Origin of the sequence: Humibacter ginsenosidimutans (assembly GCF_007859675.1) — a bacterium.
Classification (GTDB): Bacteria; Actinomycetota; Actinomycetes; order Actinomycetales; family Microbacteriaceae; genus Humibacter; species Humibacter ginsenosidimutans.
This window is the reverse complement of sequence record NZ_CP042305.1, coordinates 2,403,232-2,429,337: the sequence shown is the minus strand read 5'-3', so window position 1 is coordinate 2,429,337 and position 26,106 is coordinate 2,403,232. Positions and strand designations below refer to the sequence as shown.

The 26,106-nt window shown below is 69.2% G+C and carries 26 protein-coding genes; 17 read left to right on the top strand and 9 right to left on the bottom strand.

What is annotated here, in order from left to right; translation table 11 throughout:
- Nucleotides 1-10 precede the first annotated feature (10 nt).
- From FPZ11_RS11150 to FPZ11_RS11135, 4 genes are all read left to right on the top strand, one after another.
- Nucleotides 11-1,162 (top strand): alcohol dehydrogenase catalytic domain-containing protein, encoded by a 1,152-nt coding sequence (locus FPZ11_RS11150; RefSeq protein ID WP_146320922.1) that lies wholly within the window; start codon nucleotides 11-13, stop codon nucleotides 1,160-1,162.
- 46 nt (nucleotides 1,163-1,208) lie between these two features.
- On the top strand, nucleotides 1,209-2,606 hold the full coding sequence (gene gad, locus FPZ11_RS11145) for a glutamate decarboxylase (protein WP_146320920.1): 1,398 nt from the start codon (nucleotides 1,209-1,211) through the stop codon (nucleotides 2,604-2,606).
- Between the two features lie 202 nt (nucleotides 2,607-2,808).
- Complete coding sequence (locus tag FPZ11_RS11140) at nucleotides 2,809-3,363, top strand: PadR family transcriptional regulator (protein ID WP_146320918.1); 555 nt, start codon at nucleotides 2,809-2,811, stop codon at nucleotides 3,361-3,363.
- Nucleotides 3,364-3,457: 94 nt separating this feature from the next.
- The gene (locus FPZ11_RS11135) at nucleotides 3,458-4,966 is read left to right on the top strand and encodes an MFS transporter (protein ID WP_146320916.1); all 1,509 of its coding nucleotides are present in this window, start codon (nucleotides 3,458-3,460) and stop codon (nucleotides 4,964-4,966) included.
- 34 nt (nucleotides 4,967-5,000) lie between these two features.
- Here FPZ11_RS11135 and FPZ11_RS11130 read toward each other — a convergent pair whose 3' ends face one another.
- Both FPZ11_RS11130 and FPZ11_RS11125 read right to left on the bottom strand, forming a co-directional pair.
- On the bottom strand, nucleotides 5,001-5,900 hold the full coding sequence (locus FPZ11_RS11130) for a VOC family protein (protein ID WP_246846212.1): 900 nt from the start codon (nucleotides 5,898-5,900) through the stop codon (nucleotides 5,001-5,003).
- A 129-nt stretch (nucleotides 5,901-6,029) separates the two neighbouring features.
- Nucleotides 6,030-6,929: a phosphoribosylaminoimidazolesuccinocarboxamide synthase gene (locus tag FPZ11_RS11125; RefSeq protein ID WP_146320914.1), complete on the bottom strand. Its 900-nt coding sequence runs from the start codon at nucleotides 6,927-6,929 to the stop codon at nucleotides 6,030-6,032.
- Nucleotides 6,930-7,186: 257 nt separating this feature from the next.
- On the opposite strand from FPZ11_RS11125, the gene FPZ11_RS11120 reads away from it, so the two are divergent.
- The 3 genes from FPZ11_RS11120 to FPZ11_RS11115 all read left to right on the top strand — a co-directional run bounded on the left by FPZ11_RS11120 (nucleotide 7,187) and on the right by FPZ11_RS11115 (nucleotide 9,551).
- Nucleotides 7,187-8,449 carry an FAD-binding protein gene (locus FPZ11_RS11120; protein ID WP_210415849.1) on the top strand — a complete coding sequence of 421 codons (1,263 nt, stop codon included), beginning with the start codon at nucleotides 7,187-7,189 and terminating at the stop codon, nucleotides 8,447-8,449.
- A gap of 74 nt (nucleotides 8,450-8,523) precedes the next feature.
- Nucleotides 8,524-8,943 carry a hypothetical protein gene (locus FPZ11_RS19285; RefSeq protein ID WP_168203689.1) on the top strand — a complete coding sequence of 140 codons (420 nt, stop codon included), beginning with the start codon at nucleotides 8,524-8,526 and terminating at the stop codon, nucleotides 8,941-8,943.
- Nucleotides 8,944-9,002: 59 nt separating this feature from the next.
- Entirely contained in the window at nucleotides 9,003-9,551 is a 549-nt protein-coding gene (locus FPZ11_RS11115; protein ID WP_246846211.1) for a hypothetical protein, read from the top strand.
- Nucleotides 9,552-9,573: 22 nt separating this feature from the next.
- Here the strand turns inward: FPZ11_RS11115 and purD are convergent, their stop codons facing one another.
- On the bottom strand, nucleotides 9,574-10,866 hold the full coding sequence (gene purD / locus FPZ11_RS11110; RefSeq protein ID WP_146320910.1) for a phosphoribosylamine--glycine ligase: 1,293 nt from the start codon (nucleotides 10,864-10,866) through the stop codon (nucleotides 9,574-9,576).
- A 135-nt stretch (nucleotides 10,867-11,001) separates the two neighbouring features.
- Here purD and FPZ11_RS11105 point away from each other — a divergent pair, with 135 nt between their 5' ends.
- From FPZ11_RS11105 to FPZ11_RS11095, 3 genes are all read left to right on the top strand, one after another.
- Nucleotides 11,002-11,211, top strand: a complete 210-nt coding sequence (locus tag FPZ11_RS11105; protein WP_146320908.1) for a DUF4287 domain-containing protein — start codon at nucleotides 11,002-11,004, stop codon at nucleotides 11,209-11,211.
- A 132-nt stretch (nucleotides 11,212-11,343) separates the two neighbouring features.
- Nucleotides 11,344-12,273 carry an endonuclease/exonuclease/phosphatase family protein gene (locus tag FPZ11_RS11100; RefSeq protein WP_146320906.1) on the top strand — a complete coding sequence of 310 codons (930 nt, stop codon included), beginning with the start codon at nucleotides 11,344-11,346 and terminating at the stop codon, nucleotides 12,271-12,273.
- A 52-nt stretch (nucleotides 12,274-12,325) separates the two neighbouring features.
- Nucleotides 12,326-12,688 (top strand): sterol carrier family protein, encoded by a 363-nt coding sequence (locus tag FPZ11_RS11095; RefSeq protein WP_146320904.1) that lies wholly within the window; start codon nucleotides 12,326-12,328, stop codon nucleotides 12,686-12,688.
- Nucleotides 12,689-12,710: 22 nt separating this feature from the next.
- On the opposite strand, the gene FPZ11_RS11090 is transcribed toward FPZ11_RS11095, so the two are convergent.
- Nucleotides 12,711-13,739, bottom strand: coding sequence for an aldo/keto reductase (locus tag FPZ11_RS11090; protein WP_146320902.1), 1,029 nt, complete (start codon nucleotides 13,737-13,739; stop codon nucleotides 12,711-12,713).
- Nucleotides 13,740-13,869: 130 nt separating this feature from the next.
- Between FPZ11_RS11090 and FPZ11_RS11085 the strand changes: the two genes are divergently transcribed.
- The 3 genes from FPZ11_RS11085 to FPZ11_RS11075 all read left to right on the top strand — a co-directional run bounded on the left by FPZ11_RS11085 (nucleotide 13,870) and on the right by FPZ11_RS11075 (nucleotide 16,037).
- The gene (locus FPZ11_RS11085; RefSeq protein WP_146320900.1) at nucleotides 13,870-14,439 is read left to right on the top strand and encodes a hypothetical protein; all 570 of its coding nucleotides are present in this window, start codon (nucleotides 13,870-13,872) and stop codon (nucleotides 14,437-14,439) included.
- A 26-nt stretch (nucleotides 14,440-14,465) separates the two neighbouring features.
- The gene (locus FPZ11_RS11080; RefSeq protein ID WP_246846210.1) at nucleotides 14,466-15,410 is read left to right on the top strand and encodes an RNA polymerase subunit sigma-70; all 945 of its coding nucleotides are present in this window, start codon (nucleotides 14,466-14,468) and stop codon (nucleotides 15,408-15,410) included.
- 72 nt (nucleotides 15,411-15,482) lie between these two features.
- Complete coding sequence (locus FPZ11_RS11075; RefSeq protein ID WP_146320896.1) at nucleotides 15,483-16,037, top strand: dihydrofolate reductase family protein; 555 nt, start codon at nucleotides 15,483-15,485, stop codon at nucleotides 16,035-16,037.
- A 15-nt stretch (nucleotides 16,038-16,052) separates the two neighbouring features.
- On the opposite strand, the gene FPZ11_RS11070 is transcribed toward FPZ11_RS11075, so the two are convergent.
- Nucleotides 16,053-16,616 (bottom strand): RDD family protein, encoded by a 564-nt coding sequence (locus FPZ11_RS11070; RefSeq protein WP_146320894.1) that lies wholly within the window; start codon nucleotides 16,614-16,616, stop codon nucleotides 16,053-16,055.
- Nucleotides 16,617-16,743: 127 nt separating this feature from the next.
- Between FPZ11_RS11070 and FPZ11_RS11065 the strand changes: the two genes are divergently transcribed.
- Nucleotides 16,744-17,361: a PadR family transcriptional regulator gene (locus tag FPZ11_RS11065; RefSeq protein ID WP_146320892.1), complete on the top strand. Its 618-nt coding sequence runs from the start codon at nucleotides 16,744-16,746 to the stop codon at nucleotides 17,359-17,361.
- A 231-nt stretch (nucleotides 17,362-17,592) separates the two neighbouring features.
- Here the strand turns inward: FPZ11_RS11065 and FPZ11_RS19875 are convergent, their stop codons facing one another.
- The 3 genes from FPZ11_RS19875 to FPZ11_RS11050 form a co-directional block, all read right to left on the bottom strand.
- On the bottom strand, nucleotides 17,593-18,474 hold the full coding sequence (locus FPZ11_RS19875) for an aggregation-promoting factor C-terminal-like domain-containing protein (RefSeq protein WP_246846209.1): 882 nt from the start codon (nucleotides 18,472-18,474) through the stop codon (nucleotides 17,593-17,595).
- A 514-nt stretch (nucleotides 18,475-18,988) separates the two neighbouring features.
- Entirely contained in the window at nucleotides 18,989-20,449 is a 1,461-nt protein-coding gene (purF, locus tag FPZ11_RS11055) for an amidophosphoribosyltransferase (RefSeq protein ID WP_146320890.1), read from the bottom strand.
- Between the two features lie 115 nt (nucleotides 20,450-20,564).
- Entirely contained in the window at nucleotides 20,565-21,080 is a 516-nt protein-coding gene (locus FPZ11_RS11050) for a carboxymuconolactone decarboxylase family protein (protein WP_146320888.1), read from the bottom strand.
- A 46-nt stretch (nucleotides 21,081-21,126) separates the two neighbouring features.
- On the opposite strand from FPZ11_RS11050, the gene pdxR reads away from it, so the two are divergent.
- Entirely contained in the window at nucleotides 21,127-22,551 is a 1,425-nt protein-coding gene (gene pdxR / locus FPZ11_RS11045) for a MocR-like pyridoxine biosynthesis transcription factor PdxR (RefSeq protein WP_146320886.1), read from the top strand.
- A gap of 3 nt (nucleotides 22,552-22,554) precedes the next feature.
- Here pdxR and FPZ11_RS11040 read toward each other — a convergent pair whose 3' ends face one another.
- Nucleotides 22,555-23,511: a helix-turn-helix transcriptional regulator gene (locus tag FPZ11_RS11040; protein ID WP_146320884.1), complete on the bottom strand. Its 957-nt coding sequence runs from the start codon at nucleotides 23,509-23,511 to the stop codon at nucleotides 22,555-22,557.
- 56 nt (nucleotides 23,512-23,567) lie between these two features.
- On the opposite strand from FPZ11_RS11040, the gene FPZ11_RS11035 reads away from it, so the two are divergent.
- Both FPZ11_RS11035 and purM read left to right on the top strand, forming a co-directional pair.
- A complete protein-coding gene (locus tag FPZ11_RS11035; protein WP_146320882.1) occupies nucleotides 23,568-24,749 on the top strand; it encodes an epoxide hydrolase family protein in 1,182 nt (393 codons plus the stop codon).
- Between the two features lie 71 nt (nucleotides 24,750-24,820).
- Nucleotides 24,821-25,930 (top strand): phosphoribosylformylglycinamidine cyclo-ligase, encoded by a 1,110-nt coding sequence (gene purM / locus FPZ11_RS11030; protein WP_146320880.1) that lies wholly within the window; start codon nucleotides 24,821-24,823, stop codon nucleotides 25,928-25,930.
- Nucleotides 25,931-26,106: the final 176 nt, after the last annotated feature.

The following is a 26,106-nucleotide window of genomic DNA, read 5'->3' as shown; positions in this document are numbered from 1 at the left end:
CGAGTCACGCATGTCGCGTCTTCTGGAGTCGCCCGCGCCCGCCGGGCAGGCATCCTTTCCCTCTGCGACGGCGATGGTGTGGCAGGGCGTCGGACACGCGCACGAGGCGGTGGCGGTTCCGGGAGTGCGCCTGGCGCCGGGGGATGCGCTGATCGCGGTCGAGCTCGCCACGGTGTGCGGCTCCGATCTGCACACCCTTCGCGGTGACCGCGCCGCGAGCGCCCCGCTCGTGCTCGGCCACGAGCACGTGGGCACGGTCGTCGACACGACGCGCGGCGCCAAGAGCGTCGACGGCACCCGGCTGCAGATCGGCGACCGCGTGGTGTGGTCGCAGACCGTGGCGTGCGGTCGCTGCATCAGGTGCCGAAGAGGGCTTCCGCAACTGTGTCTCACGGCACAGAGATACGGGCACGAGCGCATGCGCCGCGGCTGGGAACTCAGCGGCGGATTCGCGACCCACGTTCATGTGCGGGCCGGCACCGCGACCGTGCAGGTGCCGGCGTCGGTTCCGGCCGAGGCGCTCGCCCCGTTGTCGTGCGCGGGCGCGACGGCGGTGGCGGCGCTCGACGCGGCCTCCGCGATCGTTCCGCTGCACGACGAGGTGATCGTCGTCGGCGGAGCAGGGATGCTCGGCCTCACCGTCACAGCGCTTGCCACGCGGGCGGGCGCGCACGTGGTGGTCACCGAGCCCGTGTCGTCGCGCAGGGAGCTCGCGCTCGCCTTCGGCGCCGATGCCGTCGTCGACCCCGACGCCGCGGCACGTTCCTCCTCGCTGCGTGCCGTACTGCATCGCAGGGGACGCCGTGGCGACAGCGCGCGCATCGCGATCGAGACCTCCGGAGCGACGTCGTCCGTCGGCGCGCTGGTCGACACCGTCGACGCGGGCGGCGTGGTCGTGATCGCGGGGTCGAGTGTGAGCGACGGCGAGCTGCCGCTCGAGCCGCGCCGCGTGGCATCCCGCATGCTCACCGTGCGCGGGGTGCATCACTACACGGGCGAGCAGCTGGAGCGGGCGGTCGTCTTCGCTGTGGATGCCTGGCGCGAGCTCCCGCTCGCAGCCCAGGTCGGCCGCGTGTTCCCGCTGCACGAGACGTCGGCGGCGCTCGACTTCGCGCTCACGAGCGAGATGCTGCGTGTCGGCGTCTCGCCGTACGCTGGGTGAGCCGTACGGGTTCACCGTCGACGTGCGAACATCCGTGGAGGAACGCATGAACGGGTTCAGGCAGGGTCACGATTCGGAAGAGCTCGACACTGTCGCGCTCAATCCGCTGTTCACGAGGCCGGGCGAGGCGACGGAGCTTCCGCGGTTCCGCCTTCCGTCGAAGGGCTCGCTGCCCGACACGGCCTATCAGATCGTGCACGACGAGGCGATGCTCGACGGCAACGCCAGGCTCAACCTCGCCACGTTCGTCGGCACGTGGATGGACGACCGCGCGAAGGCCCTCTACATCGAGTCGGCCGACAAGAACATGGTCGACAAAGACGAGTACCCGCAGACCGCGGCCATCGAGCAGCGCTGCTGGCGGATGCTCGCCGATCTCTGGCATGCCCCGCACCCCGCGAAGGCGATCGGCACTTCCACGATCGGCTCGTCGGAGGCGTGCATGCTCGCGGGCCTCGCGCTGAAGCGCCGCTGGCAGAACGCGCGCAAGGCCGCGGGCAAACCGGTCGGCATTCCCAACCTCGTGCTCAGCTCCGCCGTGCAGGTGTGCTGGGAGAAGTTCTGCAACTACTGGGACGTCGAACCCCGCTTCGTGCCCATCTCGATGGATCACAAGACGCTCGACGGCACCGACCTCGAGAAGTACGTCGACGAGAACACCATCGGCGTCGTCGCGATCATGGGCGTGACCTACACGGGCATGTACGAGCCGGTGAAGCAGATCGCACAGGCTCTGGATGCCCTGCAGGCCACGACGGGACTCGACGTTCCGATCCACGTCGACGGGGCATCCGGTGCCATGGTGGCTCCGTTCCTGCAGCCCGAACTGGAGTGGGATTTCCGGGTGGATCGCGTCGCGTCGATCAACACGTCGGGCCACAAATACGGACTCGTGTACCCGGGGCTCGGCTGGGTGGTCTGGCGCGACGAGGCCGCCCTGCCGGAGGACCTCGTCTTCCGCGTCTCCTATCTCGGCGGCGACATGCCGACGTTCGGACTCAACTTCTCGCGGCCGGGGGCGCAGGTTCTGCTGCAGTACTACCTGTTCCTGCAGCTCGGGTTCGAGGGTTACCGGCGCGTGCAGGGAGCGGCTCGCGACACGGCACGGTACCTGGCCGATCAGATCGCGAGGCTCGAGCCGTTCGAGCTGTGGACCGACGGCTCGGACATCCCGGTCATGGCGTGGCAGCTCAAGGAGGGCTACACCGACAAGTGGACGCTGTACGACCTGTCGCAGCAGCTGCGCACCCGTGGATGGCTCGTGCCGGCCTACCCCATGCCAGAGGCGTTGACCGCGCTCACCGTGCAGCGCGTGGTGGTGCGCAACGGACTCTCGCGCGATCTCGCGGCCGGCCTCGTGCAAGACATCCGTACCCACGTCAAGGAGCTCGACGCGCTCCGCGCGCCCCTGCCGCCCGCGCGCCGCGTCGGCTTCCACCACTAACCCGCCGCCCCGAGAGTGCGGCCCCCGGGTGGGTTTCCGCTCCCGAGAGTGCGAAATCCTGCCCGCGAGAGTGCGGGTTGCACATCAGGTACTCCTGACGTAATATTCCACGTGGAATAATCACTACGGAACATCTGCCGCACACCGCTGCAGCGGACGATTCCCAGCAAGAACGGCCCCGGAGTCTCGGAAAGGAGACCGCATGTCATCGCTCACTCCGCTGGGCATCGCCATCCTCGGCCTCTTGATCGAGCGGCCGATGCACCCCTACGAGATGTTCCAGACCTTCATCGCCCGATCGGAAGATCGCATCGTGAAGGTGCGGCCCGGCTCGCTCTATCACACGGTCGAGCGGCTCGAACGAGACGGGCTCGTGCGAGCCACCGGCACCGAGCGCGAGGGCAACCGCCCCGAGCGCACGACCTATGAGATCACGGACGCCGGCCACGACCGCATGCTCGAGCGCATCACCGAGATGCTCGCGGATTGGAAGTACGAGTATCCCGAGTTCCCGCTCGCCCTCGCCGAGGCTCACAACCTGCCACGCGACACGGTGGTCCGACTTCTGCAGAAACGCGTCCTCGCGCTGCGGGGTCAGCTGGAGCTCGTCGGACGCGCCGTCGACCACGTCGAGGACAGACACCTCGAGCGCAAGTACTGGCTCGAGGCCTCGTACATGCGGGTGCTGATCGAAGCGGAGACCACCTGGATCGAGGGTCTCGTGGACGAACTGAAGAACGAGACCATCGACTGGTAAGGCGGCTCCCGCTCCCTGACATCGAACGGGCGTGCGTCGACGGACCATGTGACGACGCGTCACCACAGACATCCCTCATCACAGAACGGAAATCATGAACAAGAAGACAAGTCCTTGGCCGGCGCTCTGGGCGCTGGTCATCGGGTTCTTCATGATCCTCGTCGACACGACCATCGTGTCTGTCGCGAACCCCAAGATCATGGAGGGCCTCAAGACCGACATCAACTCGGTGATCTGGGTCACCAGTGCCTATCTCCTCGCCTACGCCGTGCCGTTGCTCGTCACCGGACGACTCGGAGACCGGTTCGGCCCCAAGAACATCTATCTCATCGGCCTCGTGCTCTTCACCGGAGCCTCGCTCTGGTGCGGTCTCTCCGGCTCGATCGAGATGCTCATCACGGCGCGCGTCGTGCAGGGCCTCGGCGCAGCGCTGATGACGCCGCAGACCATGGCTGTCATCACCCGCACCTTCCCGCCGAACCGGCGCGGTCAGGCCATGGCACTGTGGGGTGCGACCTCCGGTGTCGCCATGCTCGTCGGCCCGCTGCTCGGGGGAGTGCTCGTCGACGGCTTCGGCTGGGAGTGGATCTTCTTCATCAACGTGCCGGTCGGCGTTGTCGCCTTCATCCTGGCGATCATCCTGGTGCCGAAGCTTCCGACCCATCAGCACTCGTTCGACATCCTCGGTGTCGTGCTCAGCGCCGTCGGGCTCTTCCTGCTCGTCTTCGGAATCCAGGAGGGTGAGACCTACAACTGGGGCACCATCACCGGCCCCATCACCGTGTGGGGTCTGATCATCGCCGGACTGGTCGTGCTCGCGGGCTTCGTGGCATGGCAGGCGTTCAACAAGGGCGAGCCTCTGATGCCGCTCAAGCTGTTCCGGGACCGCAACTTCTCGCTGGCGAGCTTCGGCATCAGCGCCGTGGGGTTCGCCGTCTCGAGCATGTCGCTTCCGCTCATCTTCTTCGCGCAGCTCGTGCTCGGCTTCACGCCGACGCAGTCCGCGCTGCTGATGGTGCCGATGGCCGTCGTCGTGCTCCCGCTCTCTCCGATCGTCGGCAAGCTCGTCGATCGGGTGCACCCGCGCTACCTGGCCTTCTTCGGTCTCTTCGTGCTGGCACTCGGCCTGCTCTGGTACGCCGCGTGGCTCGACACGGATGCCAGCCTCTGGCCGCGCCTCCTGCTGCCGAGCCTCGTGCTGGGCATCGGCAACGCGTTCATCTGGTCGCCCCTGTCCGTCACTGCCACGCACAACCTGCCGCCTGCGCAGGCCGGCGCGGGCGCGGGCATCTACAACACCGTTCGGCAGATCGGCAGTGTGCTCGGAAGCGCGGCGATCGCCGCTCTGATCGAGGCGCGTCTGACGGCGAACGGCCTGCACTCGGCGTCGAGCGGAGCGCAGTTCAGCGGCTCCAAGCTGCCCGCCATCGTGCAGCAGCCGTTCACGGATGCCATGGCCCAGTCGATGCTGCTGCCCGCGGCGGTCGCGCTGCTGGGAGCCGTCGTCGTGCTGTTCTTCGTGCGACCGAAGGACAACGGCCAGTGGTCGGCCACGCAGGGCACTCCGGTGGTCAACAAGGCCCCGGAGCCGGTCGAGAGCTAGCGCCCGCGCACGTCAGCACGCCGGTCGCGCCCGTTCAGGGCGCGGCCGGCGTCGCCGTGAGACGGATGGCGTTCGCCCAGGGGTCCTCGAAGCTCAGCGTGCGGCCGTCGTCGCGCACCGGCACACGGAAGTGCGCCATGCGCTCGGCGACCGAACCGAGGTCGTCGTCGGTGGGCAGCACGATGTCCACGCGGCCGAGGCCGAGCGCGGGCATCCTTCGACCTGCTCCACGGCTGTTCCACGTGTTCATCGCCATGTGGTGGTGGTAGCCACCTGCGCTCACGAAGAGCGCGGAGCCGCCGAGCTCGGCGGTGGTGTCGAAGCCGAGACGGTTCACGTAGAACTCGCGTGCGGAGTCCACGTCGCCGACCGAGAGGTGCACGTGGCCGACGCCGGCGTCGCCGATCACCGGATCGTCGATCGCCTGCTCGGTGAGGTTTTCCCGCAGAAACTCGTTCGGGTCGAGAAACAGGGTGTCCATCTCGACGCGGCCGTGGGTCCAGCTCCACTGGGTGCGGTCGCGGTCCCAGTACAGCTCCACGCCGTTGCCCTCCGGGTCGGTGAAGTAGAACGCCTGGCTCACGAGGTGGTCGGAGCTGCCGGTGAACGTGCCGGGGGCATGGGTCGCCACAGAGTACACAGCGGCGGCGAGCGCGGCTCGGGACTCGAACACGATCGCCGTGTGGAACAGCCCGGCCGATCGCGGCGCCGCGTGCTTCAGCTCCGGACTGTGCTGCAGCACGATGACCGGCGTCGAGCCACGGCCCAGCACCACGCGGTCGCCCTCTGCGGAGAGCACGCGCAGAGTGACGGCATCCCGGTAGTAGGCGGTCATCGCGTCGAGGTCGCCCACGAGCAGCGTGACGGCGCCCATCGCGGTGTCCGCCGCGAGGTGGTCGAGGTTCTGGTTGGCGTTCATTGCACCTACAACCATTTACGGGCTGCTGCCATTCCCGCCGTCCGATATGGCGCAGGATATGCGGCAAGCGGACTCGGATATGTCTTCCGCTGACCGCATATCCTGATCCGCTGCGGCCGGCCGGGGGCAGCCGGCAGGGGGGTCTCAGTCTCCCGACAGGCGCTCCAGCAGCTCGCGGTAGCGGGCCGCGGTGCGCTGCACCACGTGGTCGGGCAGCGCGGGCGGCACGCCCTGCTTGTCCCAATTGGCGGCCAGCCAGTCGCGCACGATCTGCTTGTCGAAACTCGCCATGCGCTCGGCGGGAGTGGATGCCGTGCGCCAGGTCTCGGCATCCCAGTAGCGGCTCGAGTCGCTCGTGAGCACCTCGTCGGCCAGCGTCAGCTCGCCGGTCGCCTTGTCGGCGCCGAACTCGAACTTGGTGTCGGCGAGGATGAGACCCTTCGCCTCGGCGATGGCGGATGCCCGGCGATACACGTCGAGAGCCGTGTCGCGGAGGCGCGCCGCGGCATCCTCTCCGACGAGCTCGACGGTGCGCTCGAAGCTGATGTTCTCGTCGTGCTCCCCCTGCTGGGCCTTGAACGCCGGCGTGTAGATCGGCTCGGGCAGGCGGTCGCCGTTCTGCAGCCCCGCCGCGAGCGGGATGCCGCACACGCTCTGCGACTGCTGGTACTCGAGCCATCCGGTGCCGGTGAGGTAACCGCGCACCACGCACTCGATCGGGTACATGTCGAGCGGCTTGACGAGCATCGCTCGACCGGCGACTGCTGCAGGAATGCGATCGGTGCCGTCGAGCTCGTGGTCGGCGACGAGATGGTTGGGCACGTCGTCGAGCCGGTCGAACCACCACAGCGACAGTGTCGTCAGCAGCTCGCCCTTGCCGGGGATGCCCGGCTCGAGCACGAAGTCGAACGCGCTCACCCGGTCGCTGGCGACCACGAGCAGTTCGTCCGCGGTGTCGATGGATGCCGTGCCCTGCGGAATGTAGAGATCGCGCACCTTGCCCGAGTACGCGTGGGTCCAGCCGGGAAGTGTCTGCGCGGTCACGGGTCAATCGTACGGGGATGCCGGATGCCGCGACGATGCAGGATATGTCGGCTGCCGAGCACATATCCGACGCGAGCACGTGAATGTCCTGCATCGTGTTCGCCGTGAGCGGTCATCATCGACGGATGCTCCCCCGCGACTGGTGCGCCGGGCCAACGTCGTGCACAATTGTTCTAACTCACTACAAAACGCGAACGCATCCCACCCGGCGGTGCGAGAAACGACGCGGCGAGGCCGCGCGAGTCAGGAGAGGCGACGTGGCCGAAACGGCTGGCACCAACTGGGCAGGCAACTACACCTACACGGCGAGCGAGGTGCGGCATCCGTCGTCCGTCGACGACGTGCGCGCCGCGGTGCGTGAGGCCGCGGCGAGCGGCGCCCGCGTGCACGCCATCGGCACGCGGCACTGCTTCAACGACATCGCCGACACCCCCGGCGTTCACCTCGCGATGACGTCGCTGACGCCGCGCTTCGAGCTCGACGAGCAGGCGCGCACGGTGACGGTCTCGGCCGGAGAGCGCTACGGCGACATCGCGCTGCGACTGGATGCCGCCGGCTACGCCCTGCCCAACCTCGCCTCCCTGCCCCACATCTCCGTCGCCGGCGCGATCGCCACGGCGACACACGGATCCGGCGACCGCAACGTCAACCTCGCAGCCGTGGTCGCGGGGCTGGAGCTCGTCGACGGAACGGGCGAGCTCGTCACGCTGCGGCGTGGGGACGCCGACTTCGACGGAGCGGTCGTCGGGATCGGGGCGCTGGGCATCATCACCGCCGTCACGCTCGACGTTGTGCCGAGCTTCGAGGTCGAGCAGACCGTCTACGACGGCCTCGACTGGGAGGCCGTGCTCGAGCACTACGACGCGATCACGTCGTCGGCGTACAGCGTGAGCATGTTCACCGACTGGGTCGACGGGGTGCAGCAGGTGTGGCTCAAGCGCCGCGCCGATGAGCAGGGCGAGGCGCCGGTGACGTTCTTCGGGTCGCCGAAGTCGACGGTGAAACGGCACCCGCTGCCGGGCGTCGACGCGTCGGCCTGCACGGACCAGTTCGGCGTGCCCGGTCCCTGGTACGACAGGCTGCCGCACTTCAAGCTCGAGTTCACGCCGTCGAACGGCGAGGAGATCCAGAGCGAATACCTCGTGCCGCGCGAGCGTGCCGCCGACGCCATCCGGGCGTTGCTCCCGTTGGCCGAGCAGATCGCTCCGGTGCTGCAGGTGACCGAGCTGCGCACGGTCGCCGCCGACGAACTGTGGCTCAGCTCGGCGTACCAGAGGGACGTGACGGGCATCCACTTCACCTGGAAGCGCGACCAGCAGGCCGTCGAGGCGGTGCTGCCCGCGATCGAGGCCGCCTTGTTCCCGCTCGGCGCACGTCCGCACTGGGGCAAGGTGTTCGTCGACGTCGAGGGCGTCGTGCCGTCGCTGTATCCGCGGTTCGACGACTTCAGGGCGCTCGCGTCGAGGTTCGATCCGAAGGGCGTGTTCCGCAACGCCTACCTCGATCGTCTCCTTGGCTGAGTCCGACCGCGCAGAACGGATCGCCCAGGTGTGATCCCTTGACGGATGCCGCACGCCGCGGTTGGCTGGCACCCGTGAGTGTCGAGGCGGGGCAGGCGACGGAGCCGCAGCGCGCCGACTTCCACGGACCGTGGTGGTATCACGCGGCGTACGGGGTGATGCTCACAGGCCTCGTGCTCACGTTCTGCCTCGGGCCGCCGCTTGCGGTGACCATCGCGATCGCCGTGAGCGCGGTGGTGGGCTACGTGCTGACGATCGCTTTCGGCGTGGTCACCGGCATCGAGCTTCGCAGATTCAGGCCGCCGGTCTACGCTCTCGCGGGTGCGATCGGGGGTCTCGTGCTCGTGGGGCTCACGTTCGGCGTCAAGGTGCTCGTCGACTCCACAGGAGAGGCCTGGATCGCTGTCGTCGCGGCACTCCTCGTGGGGGCGGGAGCCGCCTGGTACGGCTGGCTGATCGACCCGCTGCTGAAAGACCGGGAGCCCACCGCCTGAACGAGCACCCGGACGACGCGGCCGATCGGGCAGCGATCGGCCGCATCGAGACAGCATTGGTGGATGCCGCTGCCCGCCTCGCCACCGCCGGCGCGCGCACCGAGGCGCTCGCCGAATACGTGCCTGCGGGACGCACCCTGCTTGTTCCCCGTGCTGAACGGATGCGTCGCCTCGGCAGCGTCTGGCGGCTCGGCGTGCTGCTTCTCGCTGCCGATGTCGAGGGACCGACCGGCTCGGCGGGATCCGACGGCTCCGGCGGGCGCACCGGCAACGGGGCTCCGGCCGTCCCTGCGCTCTACGCGACGGGTGCGATCACCCGAGCCCACGAGCCCGGCCGCACGACCTACATCGCAGCATCGGCCGAGCGTCGACGGCAGCTGCGCGTCGCCGCGCATCGCGGGCGCTTCGACCCCGCCGAGACGGTGAACTTCGACGCGACACCCATCGCGGTGGACGAGAGTCTGGTCGGGGCATCCGGGGTCCTCATCGTGCGCGACGGTGAGGCGTACGTGCGTTGGAGCCCGACGACTCCGGATGCCGCCACCCCGTTCGCCGCCTACCTTGCGGAGCGCGTCGACCTGCTCGTGTCGCCGCCGGAGGGCGCCTGACCGGGCGACGCGGCGAGCAGCATCAGTGCGCCGCCGGCGCGACCGCCGCGGCGATATCGGTGCGGTGCTGCGAGCCCTCGAGCGTGATGGTGTCGACGGCCCGATAGACCCGCTCGCGCGCCTGGCCGAACGTCGAGCCGAGCGCCACGACCGTGAGCACGCGTCCGCCGCTGGCGACGAGAGTCTCGGTGGACCAGCTCGACGTGGCATCGGTCGACACGGCACGGATGTCGGTGGCCGCGTGCAGCACCTGCACCTCGGCAATGCTGGATGCCGCGTCCAGGCCGAGAATGGCCCGTCCCGTCACCGGCGCCGCCGGATAGCCCTCGCTCGCGACGACCACTCCGACGGCGACGTCGAGCGCGAACTCGGGCCGCGGCACACCGCCGAGCTCGCCGGTCGCGGCCGCGTGCAGCAGGCCGGACAGCGGGGTGACGAGGCGCGGCAGCACGACCTGCGTCTCGGGGTCTCCGAAGCGCGCGTTGAACTCGATGACGCGGATGCCGGCATCCGTCACGATGAGCCCGCAGTAGAGCAGCCCGATGAACGGCGTCTGCTCGGCGGCCATGGCGCGGATCGTGGGCAGTGCGACGGTGTCGATGACCTCGTCGACGAAGTTCTCGTCGAGCCACGGCACCGGCGAGTAGGCGCCCATGCCGCCCGTGTTGGGGCCCTCGTCGCCGTCGAGCAGCCGCTTGTAGTCCTGCGCGGGCGAGAGCGGGAGCACGTGCTCGCCGTCGCTGAGCAGGAACAGCGACACCTCGCGACCGTCGAGGAACTCCTCGACCAGCACGGTGCCGTGCTCGAGCCAGTAGGTGGCATGCGCGAGAGCTGCGTCGCGATCCTTCGTGACCAGCACGCCCTTGCCCGCCGCGAGGCCGTTGGCCTTCACCACGTAGGGGGCCCCGAACCTGTCGAGCGTGGCCTCGGCCTCCTCGACCGTGCCGACCACCTCGGCGCGTCCGGTCGGAACGCCTGCGGCCTCCATGATGCGCTTCGCGAACGCCTTCGATCCCTCGAGCCTTGCCGCGGCCTTACTCGGCCCGAACACCGGGATGCCGCGCTCGCGCACCGCGTCGCTGACCCCGGCGACCAGGGGCGCCTCTGGTCCCACGACCACGAGTTCCACGCCGTGGCGCTCCGCGTACGACGCGACGGCGGCACCGTCGTTCGCGTCGAGATCGAGCGTGCGCACGTCGTCGGCGATGCCCGCGTTGCCGGGCGCCGCGGTGATGTCGTGGGCGGCATCCTCGGCCAGCAGCGCGCGGATGATGGCGTGCTCGCGCGCGCCGGAGCCCAGAACGAGGATTCTCATTCTGCCCATCGTACGGTGTGGTCTGTCGCGCCCTGGTGCCGCTCGTGCGTTCAGAACTCAGGATCGGCAGCGCACCGCCGACCAGCGATTCAGCCACCGCGGTCACCGCGCACGACGGTGGGGAAGAATGGGCGAATGGCTGACGACAAGGTGATGGGTCCGGCGTCGTACTTTCCCTCGATCGAGAAGAAGTACGGCGAGCCGATCGACTACTGGATGACCCAGCTCGAGTCCGTCTCCGACCTGAAGCACATGGAGCAGGTGGCGTACCTCAAGACCGAGTTCGGCATGGGGCACGGCCACGCGAACGCTCTCGTCGGCTGGTTCCGCCAGCACCGCGCATAGGTGGCCCGTTCCACAGGGAGCGGCCGGGCGGCTCGGCCGAGGCTTCCCCGCGCTCGCGCGGTCAGACCCCGCAAGGGCCGTGGTGCATGGGCCGCCGGCTTCGTCATCGCGATCCTGGCCGTGGCGGCCGGGATGCTCCTCACACTCGCCCCGACCGTCGGGCTCGGCCGTGTGCTCGGCGTGAGCGCCCTTCTGCCAGCCCGCACCGCCATCACCATCGTGGCCGCCGCGCTCGGCGTGCTGCTCGCGCTGTGCTGCCTGGCGCCCAGGTGGCGCGCACTGCTGCCGATCGCCGTCGCCCTGCTCGTCGTGGCAGCGTTCAACGTTCCTGTCGTGCTGCTGCGAGGCTTCCAGATCTCGACGCCGGCGACGGCGTCGTCCGGCCAGCTCCGCGTGCTCGAGTGGAACACCAACGGCGACCTCGTCTCGCCTGCGACGGTCGCGCGGCTCGCGTCCGATCTGAAGGCGGGCGTGGTCGTGCTCCCGGATGCTCGGATCGGCGTCACGGCATCCGCCTACCGGTCGGCGTTCGAGGCGGCGGGGCTGCGCGGCAGGTTCTACTCCGGCGCGGGTGCGGACGCGCAACTCGCCGTGTTCATCACCGCCGGCCTCGCCGCCGATTATCCGAGCGCGCAGACGGGGCCGCAGGCGCAGAAGACGCTGGTTCTGCGGCCGTCGTCGGCGCAGCTGCCGACCATCGTCGCGTTGCACGCGAACCAGCCGACGCCCGGCGGCATCGGTGGCTGGCGCGACGAGCTCCAGTGGGTGGAGAGCAACTGTCGAGCGGGGGCCGTGCTCGTCGTCGGCGACTTCAACGCCAGCGTCGACGACTTCGGCTCCGCCGGTCTCGGTGGATGCCGCGACGCGGCGGCCCTCACCGGTGCGGCATCGGTCGGCACCTGGCCGACCACGGCGCCGGCGTTCCTCGGCATGCCCATCGACCACGCGCTCGTCACCGGCATGGCCGGTCGCGTCGAGTCGTTCAGCGTGCTCACGCGCGAGGACGGCTCCGGTGCCAGGCACCGGCCGACCCTCACCGTGCTGTCGAGCCCGTCGCGATGATCGTCGGCGGGATCACCACGGAGGGGTCTCGGGTCGCGAGCAGAATGGACTCATGGCTCGAGCACGCATTCCCGAGGGTGACGGTCTGTCGGCGGTGGCCGAAGCGCTGACGGCATCCGCGAGTCGCGACGCCACGGCGACCGCCGTGCGGTTTCTGCTGCAGGCGCTCGCCGACAAGGTGCCGGGCAACGCGGTCGAGGTGCGGGTGCCGCCGTTCGGGGCTGTGCAGTGCATCGAGGGCCCGCGGCACACGCGCGGCACGCCCCCGAACGTCATCGAGATGGATGCCCCCACCTGGCTCGCCCTCGCAACGGGACGTGCAGCGTGGCCCGACGTGATGGCGTCCGGCGTGGTGCACGCGTCGGGAACGCGCGCCACGCTCGAGCCCTACCTGCCCGTGTACCGGCCGCGCTGAGACGCTGCCGGCCGGAGCATCGTCAGCGCTGCACCACCACGTAGGCCGCCGGGTCGTCTTCGGGCCTCGCGCCCCAACCCGCGTGCGGAGACACGGCGTGACGATCGAACCAGAACTCGTCGGCCGCGGCCCTGATCTCCGCGGCGGAGTGCCGAGCGAGCAGGTCGAACGCGCCGAGGTTGTCGCGCGTCTGCTCGGGCGTGCGCGATCCGACGAGCACGTTCGTGACGTTCGGGTTGGTGAGCGGATAGGCGATGGCGAGCTGGGCCGGGGTGGCGCCGAACTGGGCAGCGACCTCGCGCAGCCGCCCGACCGACGCGCGGATCCGCTCCTGGGTGCCGCCGATGTCGCCGCCGATGATGCGGCTCGGTCCGGTGCCGCTGCCGCCGAAGATGAGCCCGCCCTCGAACGTGTCCGAGGCCTGGATGCGCAGCCCGGTGCGCGCGCACAGCGTGCCGTACGGCGCGCCCTCCGGCACCGAGCGCCGCGTCAGCCCGTACTTCAGCTGCGCGTAGTCGGGCGCCTGGACACCGGCTGCCTCCGCCTGCCTGATGAGCTCGGCGACCTCGGTCGCGGCCCAGTTGTTCACGGCCCACGCGCGTGCCTTGCCGGCCAGCAGCACCGACGCGACGTCGTCGAGGAGCGAGCCGTAGTCATCCCTCGGCTGCATGAGGTCGCCGAGCACGAGCACCTCGGCGTGATCGGTGTGCTGCCGAACGAGCATGGTGTCGAGCTGGCTCTCCAGCGACGGGACGAACGCGTTGCGCGGGTCGGGCAGCCAGCCCTTGACTGCCAGCTGGATGCTGTCGCGCGGCACCCCGAGCTCGGCGATCGCGCGTGCGAACACCATCTCGGTGTCGGTGTCGTTCGGGGTCTCTCCGCCGCCGTAGATGCCCACGTCGAAGGTGGTGACGCCGCTGTCGACGGCGAGGCGGAGCGTGGCGAGCACGGTGTCGAAGTCGGCGCGGTCCCAGGTGTTCCACGAGCCGAAGGCGAGCGCTGACACCTCGACTCCTGACGGCCCCGTGATGCTGCGGGGAACGCTCATCATGAACTCCTTGGTTCGTCCGGGTGCCCGTGGCCCGAATTGTCTACAGTCGTAGAATAATCATGCCGAGGGGTGATCCGTCAAGCATTCCGTTCACAGCGGCAGCAGGTTCGACGTGCGAGACAATGGAGTCGTGCCCCACGAGTCCCACGACACCGACCAGACGACGCCCGTGACGTCGACACCCGATCACGAGCAGCTCGTCGACGCAGGCGGGAGCGTGGACGCAGACGGCCACGCAGCACACGAGGAGCGGGAGACGGCGGCCGTCGCGTCCGAGCAGCAGGTGCGCGTGCGCCGCACGCCGCGCTACGGCCGGTTCATGATCCTCGGCGGCGTGATCTTCGCCATCGCCGCGTTCATCGCCACCTATTCGTTGCCGCAGGGCCAGGGCTACGACCGCAACACGGTCTTCGGCTTCGTGCTGCTCACGGCCGTGGCCGTGGGCGTCGGACTCGGAGCGCTCGCCGCGATCATCGCGTCCGCCGCCACGAAGCACACGGAGCGCACGGTCGTCGCGGACCGCATCGACGTCAAGGTCGAGCCTGCAGCCGACGACGAGGAGCGCGCGCTCGATCTGGGCGAACTCCCGTCCGAGGTGGAGCAGGGGGCGGATGCCGGCGAGCAGGCCGGCGACGTCGCCGACGGGGCGTCGGAGCGCGGCTCGGGTGAGGCATCCGGCGACACCGACACCACGCGCTGAGTCGCACGCCGCCGAAACGGGATGTCGTGACCGCGATCGCCGAACGTCTCGAGCAACTGCGCGGCGGCCTGATCGCCTTCTGTTACCAGATGCTCGGCTCGCCCTTCGACGCCGAGGACGCCGTGCAAGACGTCATGGAGCGGGCGTGGCGCTCTCGTGACTCGTACGACCCGAGCCGCGGAGCCCTGTCCACCTGGGTGTACCGCATCGCCAGGAATGTCTGCCTCGATCGCCTGCGTGACGCGCCTCGTCGGCCTCTGCCCCGCGACCTGAGCGATCCGGGCATCGAGGTGGGGGCACCGCTCGTGCCGTCCCTCGACGTTCCGTGGCTCATGCCGGCACCGACGGCGTGGTGGGATGCCTCCGCCCCCGAACGCGCGGTCGTCGCCTCCGAGCGCATGCGGCTCGCCGTCACGGCGGTGCTGCAGATGCTGCCTGCGCGCCAGCGTGGTGTCTTCATCTTGCGCGACGTGCTGGCGCACTCGGCAGCGGAGACCGCGGCCATTCTCGACATGAGCGTTGCCGCGGTGAATTCCGCACTGCAGCGGGCGAGGGCGGCGATCGGCGACCAAGGGCGAGACGCGCTGCCGCTTCGTCGCGAGACCGTCGACAGCTATGCCCTGGCGATCGAACGCGCCGATGTGGTCGCTCTGGCAGCACTCGTCTCCGACGACGTGCTGTTCGAGATGCCGCCCGTGCCGAGGTGGTCGATCGGTCGGCCTGTCTATGCCGAGTTCATGGCGTTCCTGTTCGAGTGGCGCGGAACGCGATGGCTCACGCGGTCGATCTCGGCGAACGGGCAGCCGGGCATCCTGCTCTACGAGGTGCACGATGACGGGCCGCATCCGCACACGGTTCAGCTCTTCGACGGCGGCACGCCCGGGGTCATCGACCACGTGTTGGTGTATCAGAACCCGAGGCTGTTCACGCTCTTCGAGGCCGCGGCAGGGGTCGGCCCCGCCGACCGATGAGTTTCGGAGTGCTCGTTCGTATCACTCTGTGAGGCATCCGACTCGGGATGCCCGTGACACAGGGAGCACACCATGGCGCGCATCATCGTCGCCCAGTTCATCACGCTCGACGGGGTGGTCGAAGACCCCGACGGATCCGACGGCACCGACTTCGGCGGCTGGGCCTTCCGGCACGGCCGCGAGGCGGTCGCCGGGGACAAGTTCGACTACGGATCCATCCTCGACACCGGAGTCTTCCTCTATGGTCGCCGCACCTGGCAGCACTTCAGCACGCTGTTCCCGCCGCGGGACGACCCGTTCTCTCGCGCGCTCAACGCGGCGGACAAAGCCGTGGCGACACGGTCGGGAGTCGACGTCGCGGCGTGGGCGAACTCGAGCGTGGTCGAAGGCGACGTGATCGGGTGGGCGCGGCGGGCATCCGCCGATCGCGATGTGGTTGTTGTCGGCAGCACCTCGCTCGTCGAGCAGTTCATCGACGCAGGGCAAGTGGACGAATATCGGCTGAGGGTTTTCCCGACCGCGACCGGAGGCGGCAGACGACTGTTCCCGAACGGAAGCCGCCTCGCGCTCGTCGGCACGAAGCAGCTCGGCCCGACCGTGCTGTCGATCTACGCGCCCGAGGTCTGACGGCGAGGGATCGCGTCAGAGCGCCCGCACGACGGTCGTCCGCGCGGCGGCATCGTACGGGGTGTCGCCGCGCCGCACGAACAGCGAGACGACGTACGCGATCGGGAGCACGTAGGCGGCGGCCGTGAGCACCCACAGCCAGGCCGAGGGCGGCGAGGTCGGGTTCGTGTCGGAGAGCGCGATGGCGACCACGTGCCCGAGGATCCACGGCGGGGCGAACTTCAGGGTGTTGCGCAGCAGTGCCCGAGGGAACGTCACGCGGGTCGTCGTCGCGACCGGGCCGAGGGATGCGCCGGTGTCGGCGGTGTCCTGTGCGGGCATCCGCACCACGCGGAGGTGCAGCGCCCGCTTGCCCCCGGTGGCGTGCCAGTTGCTCGATTCGAGCCAGGCGAGCACCAGCACGACGGGGACGATCAGGAGAACGGCGCCGATCACGTTGAGGGCGAGCGGGCCGACACGACTTGTGACGCCGGTGAGCATGAGCGGGATGCCCACGGCTGCCACGATCGCGGCCCACGCGAGCACGCACATCCAGTCGATGAGCCAGGCGAGCAGGCGGCGCCACGGGTGTCGATGCACGTGCCGACGTTAGCGGCACGAGCGACGCCCGCGCCAGCAGCGACGGCATCCGCGGAGGGTCGATGAAGGGTCCGCTTCCGCTGTGCGCCTATTGCGGGTATGCATTTACCCGGTATATAACCGTGTCATGTCAATCCGCCAGAGTCTGCTCGCGATCCTCGATCAGGGCCCGTGTTACGGATATCAGCTGCGCGCCGAGTTCGACCGTCGCACAGGCGGCACGTGGCCGCTCAACGTCGGCCAGATCTACCAGACACTCGATCGTCTCGAGCGCGACGGACTGGTCGCCAAGGGCGAGTCGGACCACGAGGGCAGGGCGTACTACGAGATCACGGAGGCCGGAAGCGCAGCGGTCACCTCGTGGCTGGCGTCACCGGTCGACCGACACACCGCCACGCGGGACGAGTTCGCCATCAAGCTCGCGGTGGCCGCGACGCTTCCCGGTGTGGATGTCGCGCGCGTCTTGCAGGTGCAGCGCACGTCGACGATGGCGCTGCTGCGCGACCTGACCCGCACCAAGGAATCGATCGGCGAGCCGACGACCCGCGAAGACCTCGCCCACCTGCTCGTGATCGACGGCCAGATCTTTCAACTCGACGGCGAGCTGCGCTGGCTCGACCACACAGAGGGACGCCTCGCCCGCGCGGTCGCCGACGGACTCGGCGATCCGATTCCGCTCGACACCGACGTGCCGAAGCGAGGCCGGCCGGTGCGTCAGACATCGGTGAGTGCCGCCGAGCACTGACGACCGACGCACCATCGACACAGCGGCCGGCACCTGAACCTCAGGGCCGGCCGCTGTGTCGACTTCGTCGGCGTCAGTGCTCGCGCTGCGCACTCGACTGACTCCATCGGCTCGGCAACACGAGCAAGCTCGTGCTGCTCTCGCCTCAGTCGTCAGTGCTCGCGCTACGCGCTCGACTGACTCCATCGGCTCGGCCGAACGAGCAAGCTCGCTCGGCTCTCGCCTCAGTCGTCAGTACCACCCGGTGGACTGCGAGTGGGCCCAGGCGTTGCAGGGCGTGCCGTACGAGCCGGCGATGTAGCCCAGGCCCCAGGCGATCTGCGTCGAAGCGCTGGTCTGCCAATCGGAGCCCGCGCTGGCCATCTTCGAGCCGGGCAGTGCCTGCGGGATGCCGTAGGCGCCGTCGGGGTTGCCTGCCGTGGTCGACCAACCGGACTCGCGGTTCCACAGATTGACGAGGCAGGCGAACTGGTCATCGCCCCAGCCACGGGCGGCCGCCATCGACTTGGCGATCGCCTGGGCCGAGCCGGGTGAGACCGACACGCTCACGCTCGGCGTGTCGTATGACGACGAGGAAGACGAGGATGCCGCGGCTGCTTCGGCAGCGGCCTTGGCCGCTGCGGCCGCCTTGGCTCGTGCCGCGGCCTCCGCGGCCGCCTTCTCCGCCTTGGCCTTCGCGACGGCGGCCTGAGCGATCGGCGCGCCCGCGTCGTGACCGGCGGCGACGGCCTCGGCCATCACGGCGGCGGAATTGGCGGCGTCGGTGAGCTTGGCCAGCACGGCGGGATCGGAGGAGTAGTTGTTCTCGAGGTTCTCGATGGCCGCATTCAGCTGCGTGAGGTCGGCGCGCCCTTTCACCTGGTCGGCGGTGAGCTTGGCGTCGGCGAGCGACTTGAAGGCGACCTGCGCGGCGAAGTCGGAAGACTGCGAAGTGCTCTGGTGTGCCGGTGCGGCGTACGCGGCCTGCACGGCGATGGGGGCGACGACCGCGCCGACCGCGAGAACGGCGGTGGCTGCCAGACGCAGAGAGCGTCGATGACGAGAGGCGGTGCCGGTGAGCGAAGAGAGGGACTGACGGATGTTGTCGGGAGCGATGCGCTGGAGGAAGGTCACGTGGTTCCGATGCTCGGAGCTTCCCCGCGTGGTCCACCCCGATTCACGCGCACGCTCGCCGGGGCAACGGGCTCTCCGGCTGATGTCACCGGGTCACCCGTGCGGGCTGGACACCCTGGGTCGCAGCCATGGGGAGCATCGATCGGTGCTGGCACGCCGGTGGCGAAGACGCGCACCGGTGACTTCCGGTTCGCACACCTTCGGGCGGTGGCGCACCCTCGTCGGTCTCAAGCGATTCGGGTGGTCGTTCCTCGGCAGCATCCCTCGGTCCGGCTAGGTTGTTCGGGCCGTCCAGTGACGGGTCGGGATGCCGTCGCGCAACAACCCGCGCAACGTTACGCAGACGCTCTGGACAGCCTGTGCACAGCTCATCCGAATCTCCTGGGAGCGGTTCTGCCACGGAATTCCGCGGATTTCACTCCCGTGGATCACATTTGTAACGATTTCGCAACTTGAAACCGAAATTCAGTAGACCCCAAGAAATTGCTCGTTTCGCGGACCGACGCAAGGCAATTCAGCTCAGTTGCGTGCGCTCGACCCACTCGAGGTACTCGGGGGTGACCGTGCCGGTCACGTAGTCGCCGGTGAAGCAGCTCATCTCGAGATCGGTGACGAGCGACTGGCCCTCGAGGATGGCATCCTTCATGTCCGCCACCTCCTGGTAGATCAGCGCGTCGGCGCCGAGCTCGAGCGCGATCTCCGGGATCTTGCGCCCGGCCGCGATGAGCTCGGAACGGCTCGGCATGTTGATGCCGTACACGTGCGGGTACCGCACGGGCGGAGCCGCCGAGGTGAACGTCACCTTGTTGGCTCCCGCGGCGCGCGCCATGTCGACGATCTCCTTCGAGGTCGTGCCGCGCACGATCGAGTCATCGACGATCAGCACATTCTTGCCCTTGAACTCGCTCGACATGGCGTTGAGCTTCTGCCGAACGCTCTTCTTGCGCTGCGCCTGGCCCGGCATGATGAACGTGCGTCCCACGTACCGGTTCTTGTAGAAGCCCTCGCGGTATTCGATGCCGAGCTTCTGGGCGACCTGGGATGCCGCGGGCCGCGACGAGTCCGGAATGGGCATGACCACGTCGATGTCGCCGAGCGGTGCGTACTGCGCGATCGTGTCGGCGAGACGGTTGCCCAGGCGCAGGCGCGCCTCGTACACCGAGATGCCGTTCATCACGGAGTCGGGGCGGGCCAGATAGACGTACTCGAAGGAACACGGCACCAACACCGGGCTCTTGGCGCACTGGCGCGAATAGAGCTCGCCGCTCAGCGTGACGAACACGGCCTCGCCCGGCGCGACATCCCGAACGACCTCGTAGCCCTGCGACTCGAGCACGACCGACTCGGACGCCACGATCCATTCGTCGCCGACGAGTCCGGCCGGTTTGCGGCCGAGCACGAGCGGGCGGATGCCGAACGGGTCGCGGAACGCGAGCAGACCCTGCCCCGCGATCATCGCGATGGCCGCGTAAGCGCCCTCGACTCGCTCGTGCACCTGGGTCACCGCGTCGAAGACCTGATCGGGATCGAACTCGAGGCCGGTGACCTGCGCCTGCAGCTCGGTGGCGAGCACATTGAGCAGCATCTCCGTGTCGCTCGTGGAGTTCATGTGACGGCGGTCGATGTGGAAGAGGTCGTCGGCCAGTTCACGCGTGTTCGTGAGATTGCCGTTGTGCACAAGGATGATGCCGTACGGCGCGTTCACGTAGAACGGCTGCGCCTCCTGTTCGTTGGCCGCGTCGCCCTTCGTCGTGTAGCGGGCGTGGCCGAGCCCCATGTTGCCCATCAGCGCGCGCATGTCGCGCGTGCGGAAGGCCTCGCGCACTTGACCGCGGGCCTTGTGCATGTGGAACACGCTGCCGTCGGCGGTGGCGATTCCGGTCGAGTCCTGACCGCGGTGCTGCAGTAGGAGAAGGCTGTCGTAGACCGCTTGGTTGACCGCCTCGGTCGAGACGATGCCGACGATGCCGCACATGCGAGAAGTGTGCTCCTGAGGGTGGGGTTGCGCCCGCGATTCCGGGCTCGTCAAGTCTCTCATGCTGATGCCTGGGCATCCGCTGGTGAGCACCCCGTGAAGCGCGCGGCCCCGCCTACATCGAGGACGTCTGAGGCGCCTCCTCCGTTTCGGGCTCGGCGCGCCAACAGCGTGCCGTGACCCCCACCTCATTCCAGGCGTTGATGGAGACGATCAACGCGAGCAGCGCGGAGACCTCCACCGGCGTGTAGACGTCGAGCGCGGCGGCGACCACCCCGTCGGGCACGTGCGTCTCGGAGACGCGCGTGACGGCATCCGTCAGAGCGAACGCGGCGCGCTCACGGGCGGTGAAGAAGTGCGCCTCGTCCCAGACCGCGACGGCGGCGATGCGCTGGAAGGACTCTCCGCCGTCGCGGGCGTCGCGGGAGTGCAGGTCGACGCAGTACGAGCATCCGTTGAGCTGTGAGGCGCGCAACTTGACCAGGTTGCGCAGGCCGATGGGGATCTCGGCCTTGTCGAGCTCGACGGATGCCGCGTGGTCGAGGTGTGCAAGAGCGCGCGAGAACCCGGGGGCGAGCTCGTCGAAGTCGAAACGCACTGCGGGAAGGACGATGGGTTCGCTCTCAGTCATGGCATGACGGTATCGCGACGGTGGCTCCCTGCTAGGTTCCATTCTCATGGTCGAAGAATGGGCCAATATGGGGCGAGACCTGCATCTCGTGCTCGACCCGCGGCATAAGACGGACTCCCTCGAACTCGCCGTGCGAGACATGATCCGCGACGGTCGGCTTGCCCGGGGTACGCGCCTTCCCGCGACGCGCGGGCTCGCGCACGATCTCGGCATGGCGCGCAACAGCGTGGCGAAGGCGTACGAACGGCTGGTCGGCGAGGGCTGGCTCGAGGCGCGGGTCGGCGCGGGAACCTGGGTCGCGTCGTCCGCTCGCACGACGGGGCGATCGACGCTGGCAGACCCGACCGTGACCGGCCACGAGCCTCTGCCGCGTTTGGATCTGCGTGCCGGCATCCCCGACACGACGGAGTTTCCTCGCGCGGCGTGGGCCGCAGCGATGCGCCGGGCGCTCGCCCGGGTGCCCGCGTCGGCGCTCGGATACGGGGAACTGCGCGGGGTCGCCGAGCTTCGGCATGCGCTGGCGTCGTACCTCGGGCGTGTGCGTGGCGTGGTGGTCGACAGCGAGTCGGTGCACGTCGCTCACGGTGCTGGCCATGCGATGAGGCTCGTCTGCCGTGCGCTTCGCGCTCGCGGGGCGAGACGGATCGCCGTCGAGGAGTACGGACACCTGCTGCATCGCGAGATCCTGGCGGCGTCCGGGCTCGATGTGGTGCCGCTCGCGGTCGACGACGCGGGGTTGGCCGCCGATGTGCTCGACGGATCGAGGGTCGATGCCGTGCTGCTCACACCCGCCCATCAATTTCCGACGGGCGTCGCGCTCGGTCCGCAGCGACGGGCGGCGGTCGTCGCGTGGGCGCGACGAACCGGCGGGGTGATCATCGAGGACGACTACGACGGGGAGTTCCGCTACGACCGCCGGGCGATCGGCGCTCTGCAGTCTCTCGCCCCCGATCGCGTCGTCTTCGTGGGAACGGCGAGCAAGGCACTGGGGCCGGCGGTCGGACTGGCATGGTGCGCACTCCCTGCCGAGCTCGTTCCTCTCGTCGCCGAGCAGCGAAGGCTCGAAGGCTCGAAGCCCGACGCGTTGACGCAGCTCGCGCTCGCCGAACTGCTCGAACGCGGCGACTACGACCGTGCGGTGCGCAGCGCCCGCACCCGCCACGGCGCACGGCGGCAGCACATCGAGCGGCTCGTCGCCGAGCGGATGCCGTCGGCCGGCATCGTCGGAATGTCCGCCGGGCTGCACTGCCTGCTCGAGCTGCCGCGCGGCATCCATGAGGCCGACGTGACCGAGCAGGCTGATGCCGTCGGCCTCGCCTTCGAAGGACTGGAGACCTTCCGTGCCGCCGGCGCCCGCGGCGCGGCCGAGCGGAAACCCGCGATGGTCGTGGGCTTCGGAGCGCCTCCGCCGCATCTCTTCGAGGAGGCCGTCGAACAGGCGCTCGGTGCGGTCGAGCGCGCGTCAGGCTGAGCGCTAGGCCGTCGCCGCCGCGTAGCGCGTCGCGAGCGTGCGCATCCGCTCCACCAGCTCTGGCGGTTCTGTGACGCGCACGTCGAGATCGAGGAGGCCGAGGTAGACGGCGAGCGTCCCGACGCTGTCGGCGCCCGTGACGAGAACGCAGGAGCTCTCATCGATCGGATCGACGATGCCGACCGCGGCGTTGATGCGTGAGCGCACCTCGTCGGCCGAGGCGAGCACCGTCACGCGGGCGTGCACCTTCCAGCCGCTGTAGGCGACGGCGCGCATCACATACGCGCGCACGTCGGACATCGGCAGCGGCCTCGGACGGAAGGGCCGGTGCGTCGGCGTGCGCAGGGTCATGGCATCCACGCGCACGACGGGCCAGTCGTTCGTCTGCGGGTCGCGCCCGAGCAGGTACCAACGTCGCTCCCAGCTGACCAGGCGATACGGCTCGAGCAGGCGTGCGACGCCGTCGTGCTCGAACCGCAACCAGTGCGCGTCGCGGATGGCGAGCGAGATGGCGGTGAGCGCATCCGGATCGAGCTGGGGGTCGGCATCCGGGATGCCCGCATCGTCGGCCACCTGCACCGTCGCCTTCGAGAGAGCCGCGACCTGGCGACGAAGTCTGCTCGGCAACAGGTAGTCGAGCTTGGCGAGCGCGCGTGCGCTGGTCTCGGCGACACGCTCGATCGCGCTGCCGGCGACAGCTCGCAAGCCCAGCGTGACGGCGACGGCCTCGTCGTCGTCGAGCAACAGCGGCGGGAGCGATGCGCCGGCGCCCAGGCGGTAGCCCCCCGTTCGTCCCCGAGCGGTCTCGACCGGATATCCGAGCTCGCGCAGGCGTTCGATGTCGTTGCGCACGGTGCGGGTCGTGACGTCGAACCTCGCGGCGAGCTCGGTCGCCGACCACTGCGGTCGGGACTGCAGCGCCCCCAGCAGGGCGAGCAGGCGCACGGGCGTCGACGTCATCGACAACTTCTTTCATTAGGAAGGATCGGTTCCTCTATGAATCCTAGTTTGGAGGCATGACGAACACGAAGAACACCACCGACACCACCACGCACGCGACGACGCAGCAGAACGGGACCGCGGGCATCCGCCCGTTCCGCGTCTCCATTCCCCACTCGGATCTCGACGATCTCGAGCGCCGGCTCGCGGCGACGCGGCTTCCGGCCGAGGCGCCGGGCGACGACTGGAGCTACGGCACGCCGAACCACTACCTGCGCGACATGCTCGACTACTGGAAGAACGAATTCGACTGGCGGAAGCAGGAAGAGCGCATGAACGCCTTCCCGCATCACCTCACCGAGATCGACGGACAGACCGTGCACTTCATCCACGTGCCGTCGGCCGAGAAGGGTGCAACGCCCCTGCTCCTCCTGCACACCTACCCCGGATCGTTCGTCGACTTTCTCGACATGATCGGGCCCCTCACCGACCCGGTCGCGCACGGTGGACGCGCGGAAGACGCGTTCTCGGTCGTGGTGCCGTCGATGCCGGGCACGGGGTTCAGCACGCCGCTCGTGGATCGAGGCTGGACGATGGCCCGCGTCGCGAAGACGTACGACACCCTCATGCGGCGACTCGGGTACGAACGCTACGGCGCGCACGGCAGCGACGGCGGCGCCATGATCGCCCGCGAGCTCTGCCTGCTCGAGCCGGAGGGCTTTCTCGGCTCGCACGTGCTGCAGCTGTTCTCGTTCCCGTCGGGCGACCCCGCGGAGTTCGAGCGGCTGCAGCCGGCCGACTACGCGGCCATGGAGCACATGCAGTGGTTCCAGTCCGTCGGCGGCTACAACGCCATCAACTCCTCGCGCCCGCAGACGGTCGCCGTCGGGCTCTCGGACTCTCCGATCGGCCAGCTCGCGTGGAACGAGCTCTTCGAGTCGTTCGGCAACGGCACGAGCCTGGTGACGAAGGAGCAGGTCGTGACCGAGGTGGCCTTGGAGTGGTTCACCAACACCTCCGCCGCCTTCGGCAGGTACCACTTCGAAGAGGCGCATGCGGGTGCGGAGCCGCGGGTGAACAAGGCCCGCATCGGCGTCTCGGTCTTCGCGGACGACTTCAAGTCGGTGCGCGTCTTCGCCGAGCGCGACAACAGCGACATCGTCTACTGGGCCGATCACGAACGCGGCGGCCACTACGCGTCGCTCGAGCTGCCCGACACGGTGACCGGTGACATCCGCGAGTTCTTCCGACAGCAGTGAACGGGATGAGTGGGAGGTGCCGGTCGAGCTCGCTCGCTCTGCACCTCCCACTCCCCGTTACCCTTAACGGCGTGACCGACAACTCCACCAGCACCTACCGCGAGGCCGGCGTCGATACTGCGGCGGGCGACCTCGCCGTCGAGCTCATGAAGTCGGCGGTGGCCAGAACGCACGGGCCGGAGGTGCTCGGCGGTGTCGGCGGGTTCGCCGGCCTGTTCGACGCGTCGGCCCTGCGCGGCTACCGTCGGCCGTTGCTCGCGACCTCCACCGACGGCGTCGGCACCAAGGTGGCCATCGCACAGGCGCTCGACAAGCACGACACCATCGGGCAAGACCTGGTCGGCATGGTGGTCGACGACATCGTGGTCGTCGGTGCCCGTCCGCTCTTCATGACCGACTACATCGCGTGCGGCAAGGTGGTGCCGGAGCGCATCGCCGACATCGTGCGCGGCATCGCCGCCGCCTGCTCCGAGACGCGCACCGCGCTCGTCGGCGGCGAGACCGCAGAGCATCCGGGGTTGCTCGGTCCGGACGACTACGACGTCGCGGGCGCGGCAACGGGTGTCGTCGAGGCGGATGCCGTGCTCGGGCCCGAGAAGGTCGAGAGCGGCGACGTCGTGCTCGCGCTCGGCAGCTCTGGACTGCACTCCAACGGATACTCGCTCGTGCGACACATCCTCGCCAAGCGCGACATCGCGTTCACCGACCGGCTCGACGAGTTCGGCGGGATCGTCGGTGAGACGCTGCTCGAGCCGACGCGGCTCTACACGTCGCCGCTGCTGAGGGTGCTCGCGACGCCGGCCGGGGCATCCGTGCACGCGCTGTCGCACGTGACGGGCGGCGGCATCGCCGCAAACCTCGCACGCGTGCTGCCGCGCGGATCGTGGGTCGACGTCGACCGCTCCACCTGGTCGCCTGCGCCGGTCTTCCGCGTGCTGAACGACCTCGCCGGCACGAGCCTGCAGAGCGCGGAGGGCACCTGGAACCTCGGGATCGGCTTCTTCGCGGTCGTGAAGGCGGATGCCGCGGCATCCGTCATCTCCACGCTCGCGATCGACGGCATCCCGGCCTGGCAGGTCGGCACGGTCTCGACCACCGAGCACGACCTCGCCGGCTACGAGCAGGGCGCGAAGGGCGTCGACGGCGGAGCCGTGCGTCTGGTCGGAGACTTCGCGGACTGACGCCCGGGCCGCCCCTCCCCGAGAGTGCGCGTTCCTTCCCGCGAGAGTGCGCCTATTCCGTCCGCGAGAGTGCGACTTTCAGCCAGCGAGAGTGCGGGTTCTCGCCGCCACGGGTGTCGCCGTCCCGTCACGATCGGGTCGATACTCGCCATCCAGCACGCGCGGTGCGATGGTGG

Bases quoted from the DNA above. Each gene is read 5' to 3' on its own strand.
- FPZ11_RS11095 (WP_146320904.1), top strand. From the start codon at position 12,326: ATGGCTCGAGCACGCATTCCCGAGGGTGACGGTCTGTCGGCGGTGGCC.
- purF (WP_146320890.1), bottom strand. From the start codon at position 20,449: ATGTGCGGCATCGTCGGCATCGTCTCGACCGAGGCGGTCAACCAAGCG.
- FPZ11_RS11090 (WP_146320902.1), bottom strand. From the start codon at position 13,739: ATGATGAGCGTTCCCCGCAGCATCACGGGGCCGTCAGGAGTCGAGGTG.
- FPZ11_RS11065 (WP_146320892.1), top strand. From the start codon at position 16,744: ATGTCAATCCGCCAGAGTCTGCTCGCGATCCTCGATCAGGGCCCGTGT.
- FPZ11_RS11135 (WP_146320916.1), top strand. From the start codon at position 3,458: ATGAACAAGAAGACAAGTCCTTGGCCGGCGCTCTGGGCGCTGGTCATC.
- FPZ11_RS11050 (WP_146320888.1), bottom strand. From the start codon at position 21,080: ATGACTGAGAGCGAACCCATCGTCCTTCCCGCAGTGCGTTTCGACTTC.
- pdxR (WP_146320886.1), top strand. From the start codon at position 21,127: ATGGTCGAAGAATGGGCCAATATGGGGCGAGACCTGCATCTCGTGCTC.
- FPZ11_RS11040 (WP_146320884.1), bottom strand. From the start codon at position 23,511: ATGACGTCGACGCCCGTGCGCCTGCTCGCCCTGCTGGGGGCGCTGCAG.
- purD (WP_146320910.1), bottom strand. From the start codon at position 10,866: ATGAGAATCCTCGTTCTGGGCTCCGGCGCGCGCGAGCACGCCATCATC.
- FPZ11_RS11130 (WP_246846212.1), bottom strand. From the start codon at position 5,900: ATGGTTGTAGGTGCAATGAACGCCAACCAGAACCTCGACCACCTCGCG.
- gad (WP_146320920.1), top strand. From the start codon at position 1,209: ATGAACGGGTTCAGGCAGGGTCACGATTCGGAAGAGCTCGACACTGTC.
- FPZ11_RS11150 (WP_146320922.1), top strand. From the start codon at position 11: ATGTCGCGTCTTCTGGAGTCGCCCGCGCCCGCCGGGCAGGCATCCTTT.
- FPZ11_RS11105 (WP_146320908.1), top strand. From the start codon at position 11,002: ATGGCTGACGACAAGGTGATGGGTCCGGCGTCGTACTTTCCCTCGATC.
- FPZ11_RS11035 (WP_146320882.1), top strand. From the start codon at position 23,568: ATGACGAACACGAAGAACACCACCGACACCACCACGCACGCGACGACG.
- FPZ11_RS11075 (WP_146320896.1), top strand. From the start codon at position 15,483: ATGGCGCGCATCATCGTCGCCCAGTTCATCACGCTCGACGGGGTGGTC.
- FPZ11_RS11100 (WP_146320906.1), top strand. From the start codon at position 11,344: ATGCTCCTCACACTCGCCCCGACCGTCGGGCTCGGCCGTGTGCTCGGC.
- FPZ11_RS11140 (WP_146320918.1), top strand. From the start codon at position 2,809: ATGTCATCGCTCACTCCGCTGGGCATCGCCATCCTCGGCCTCTTGATC.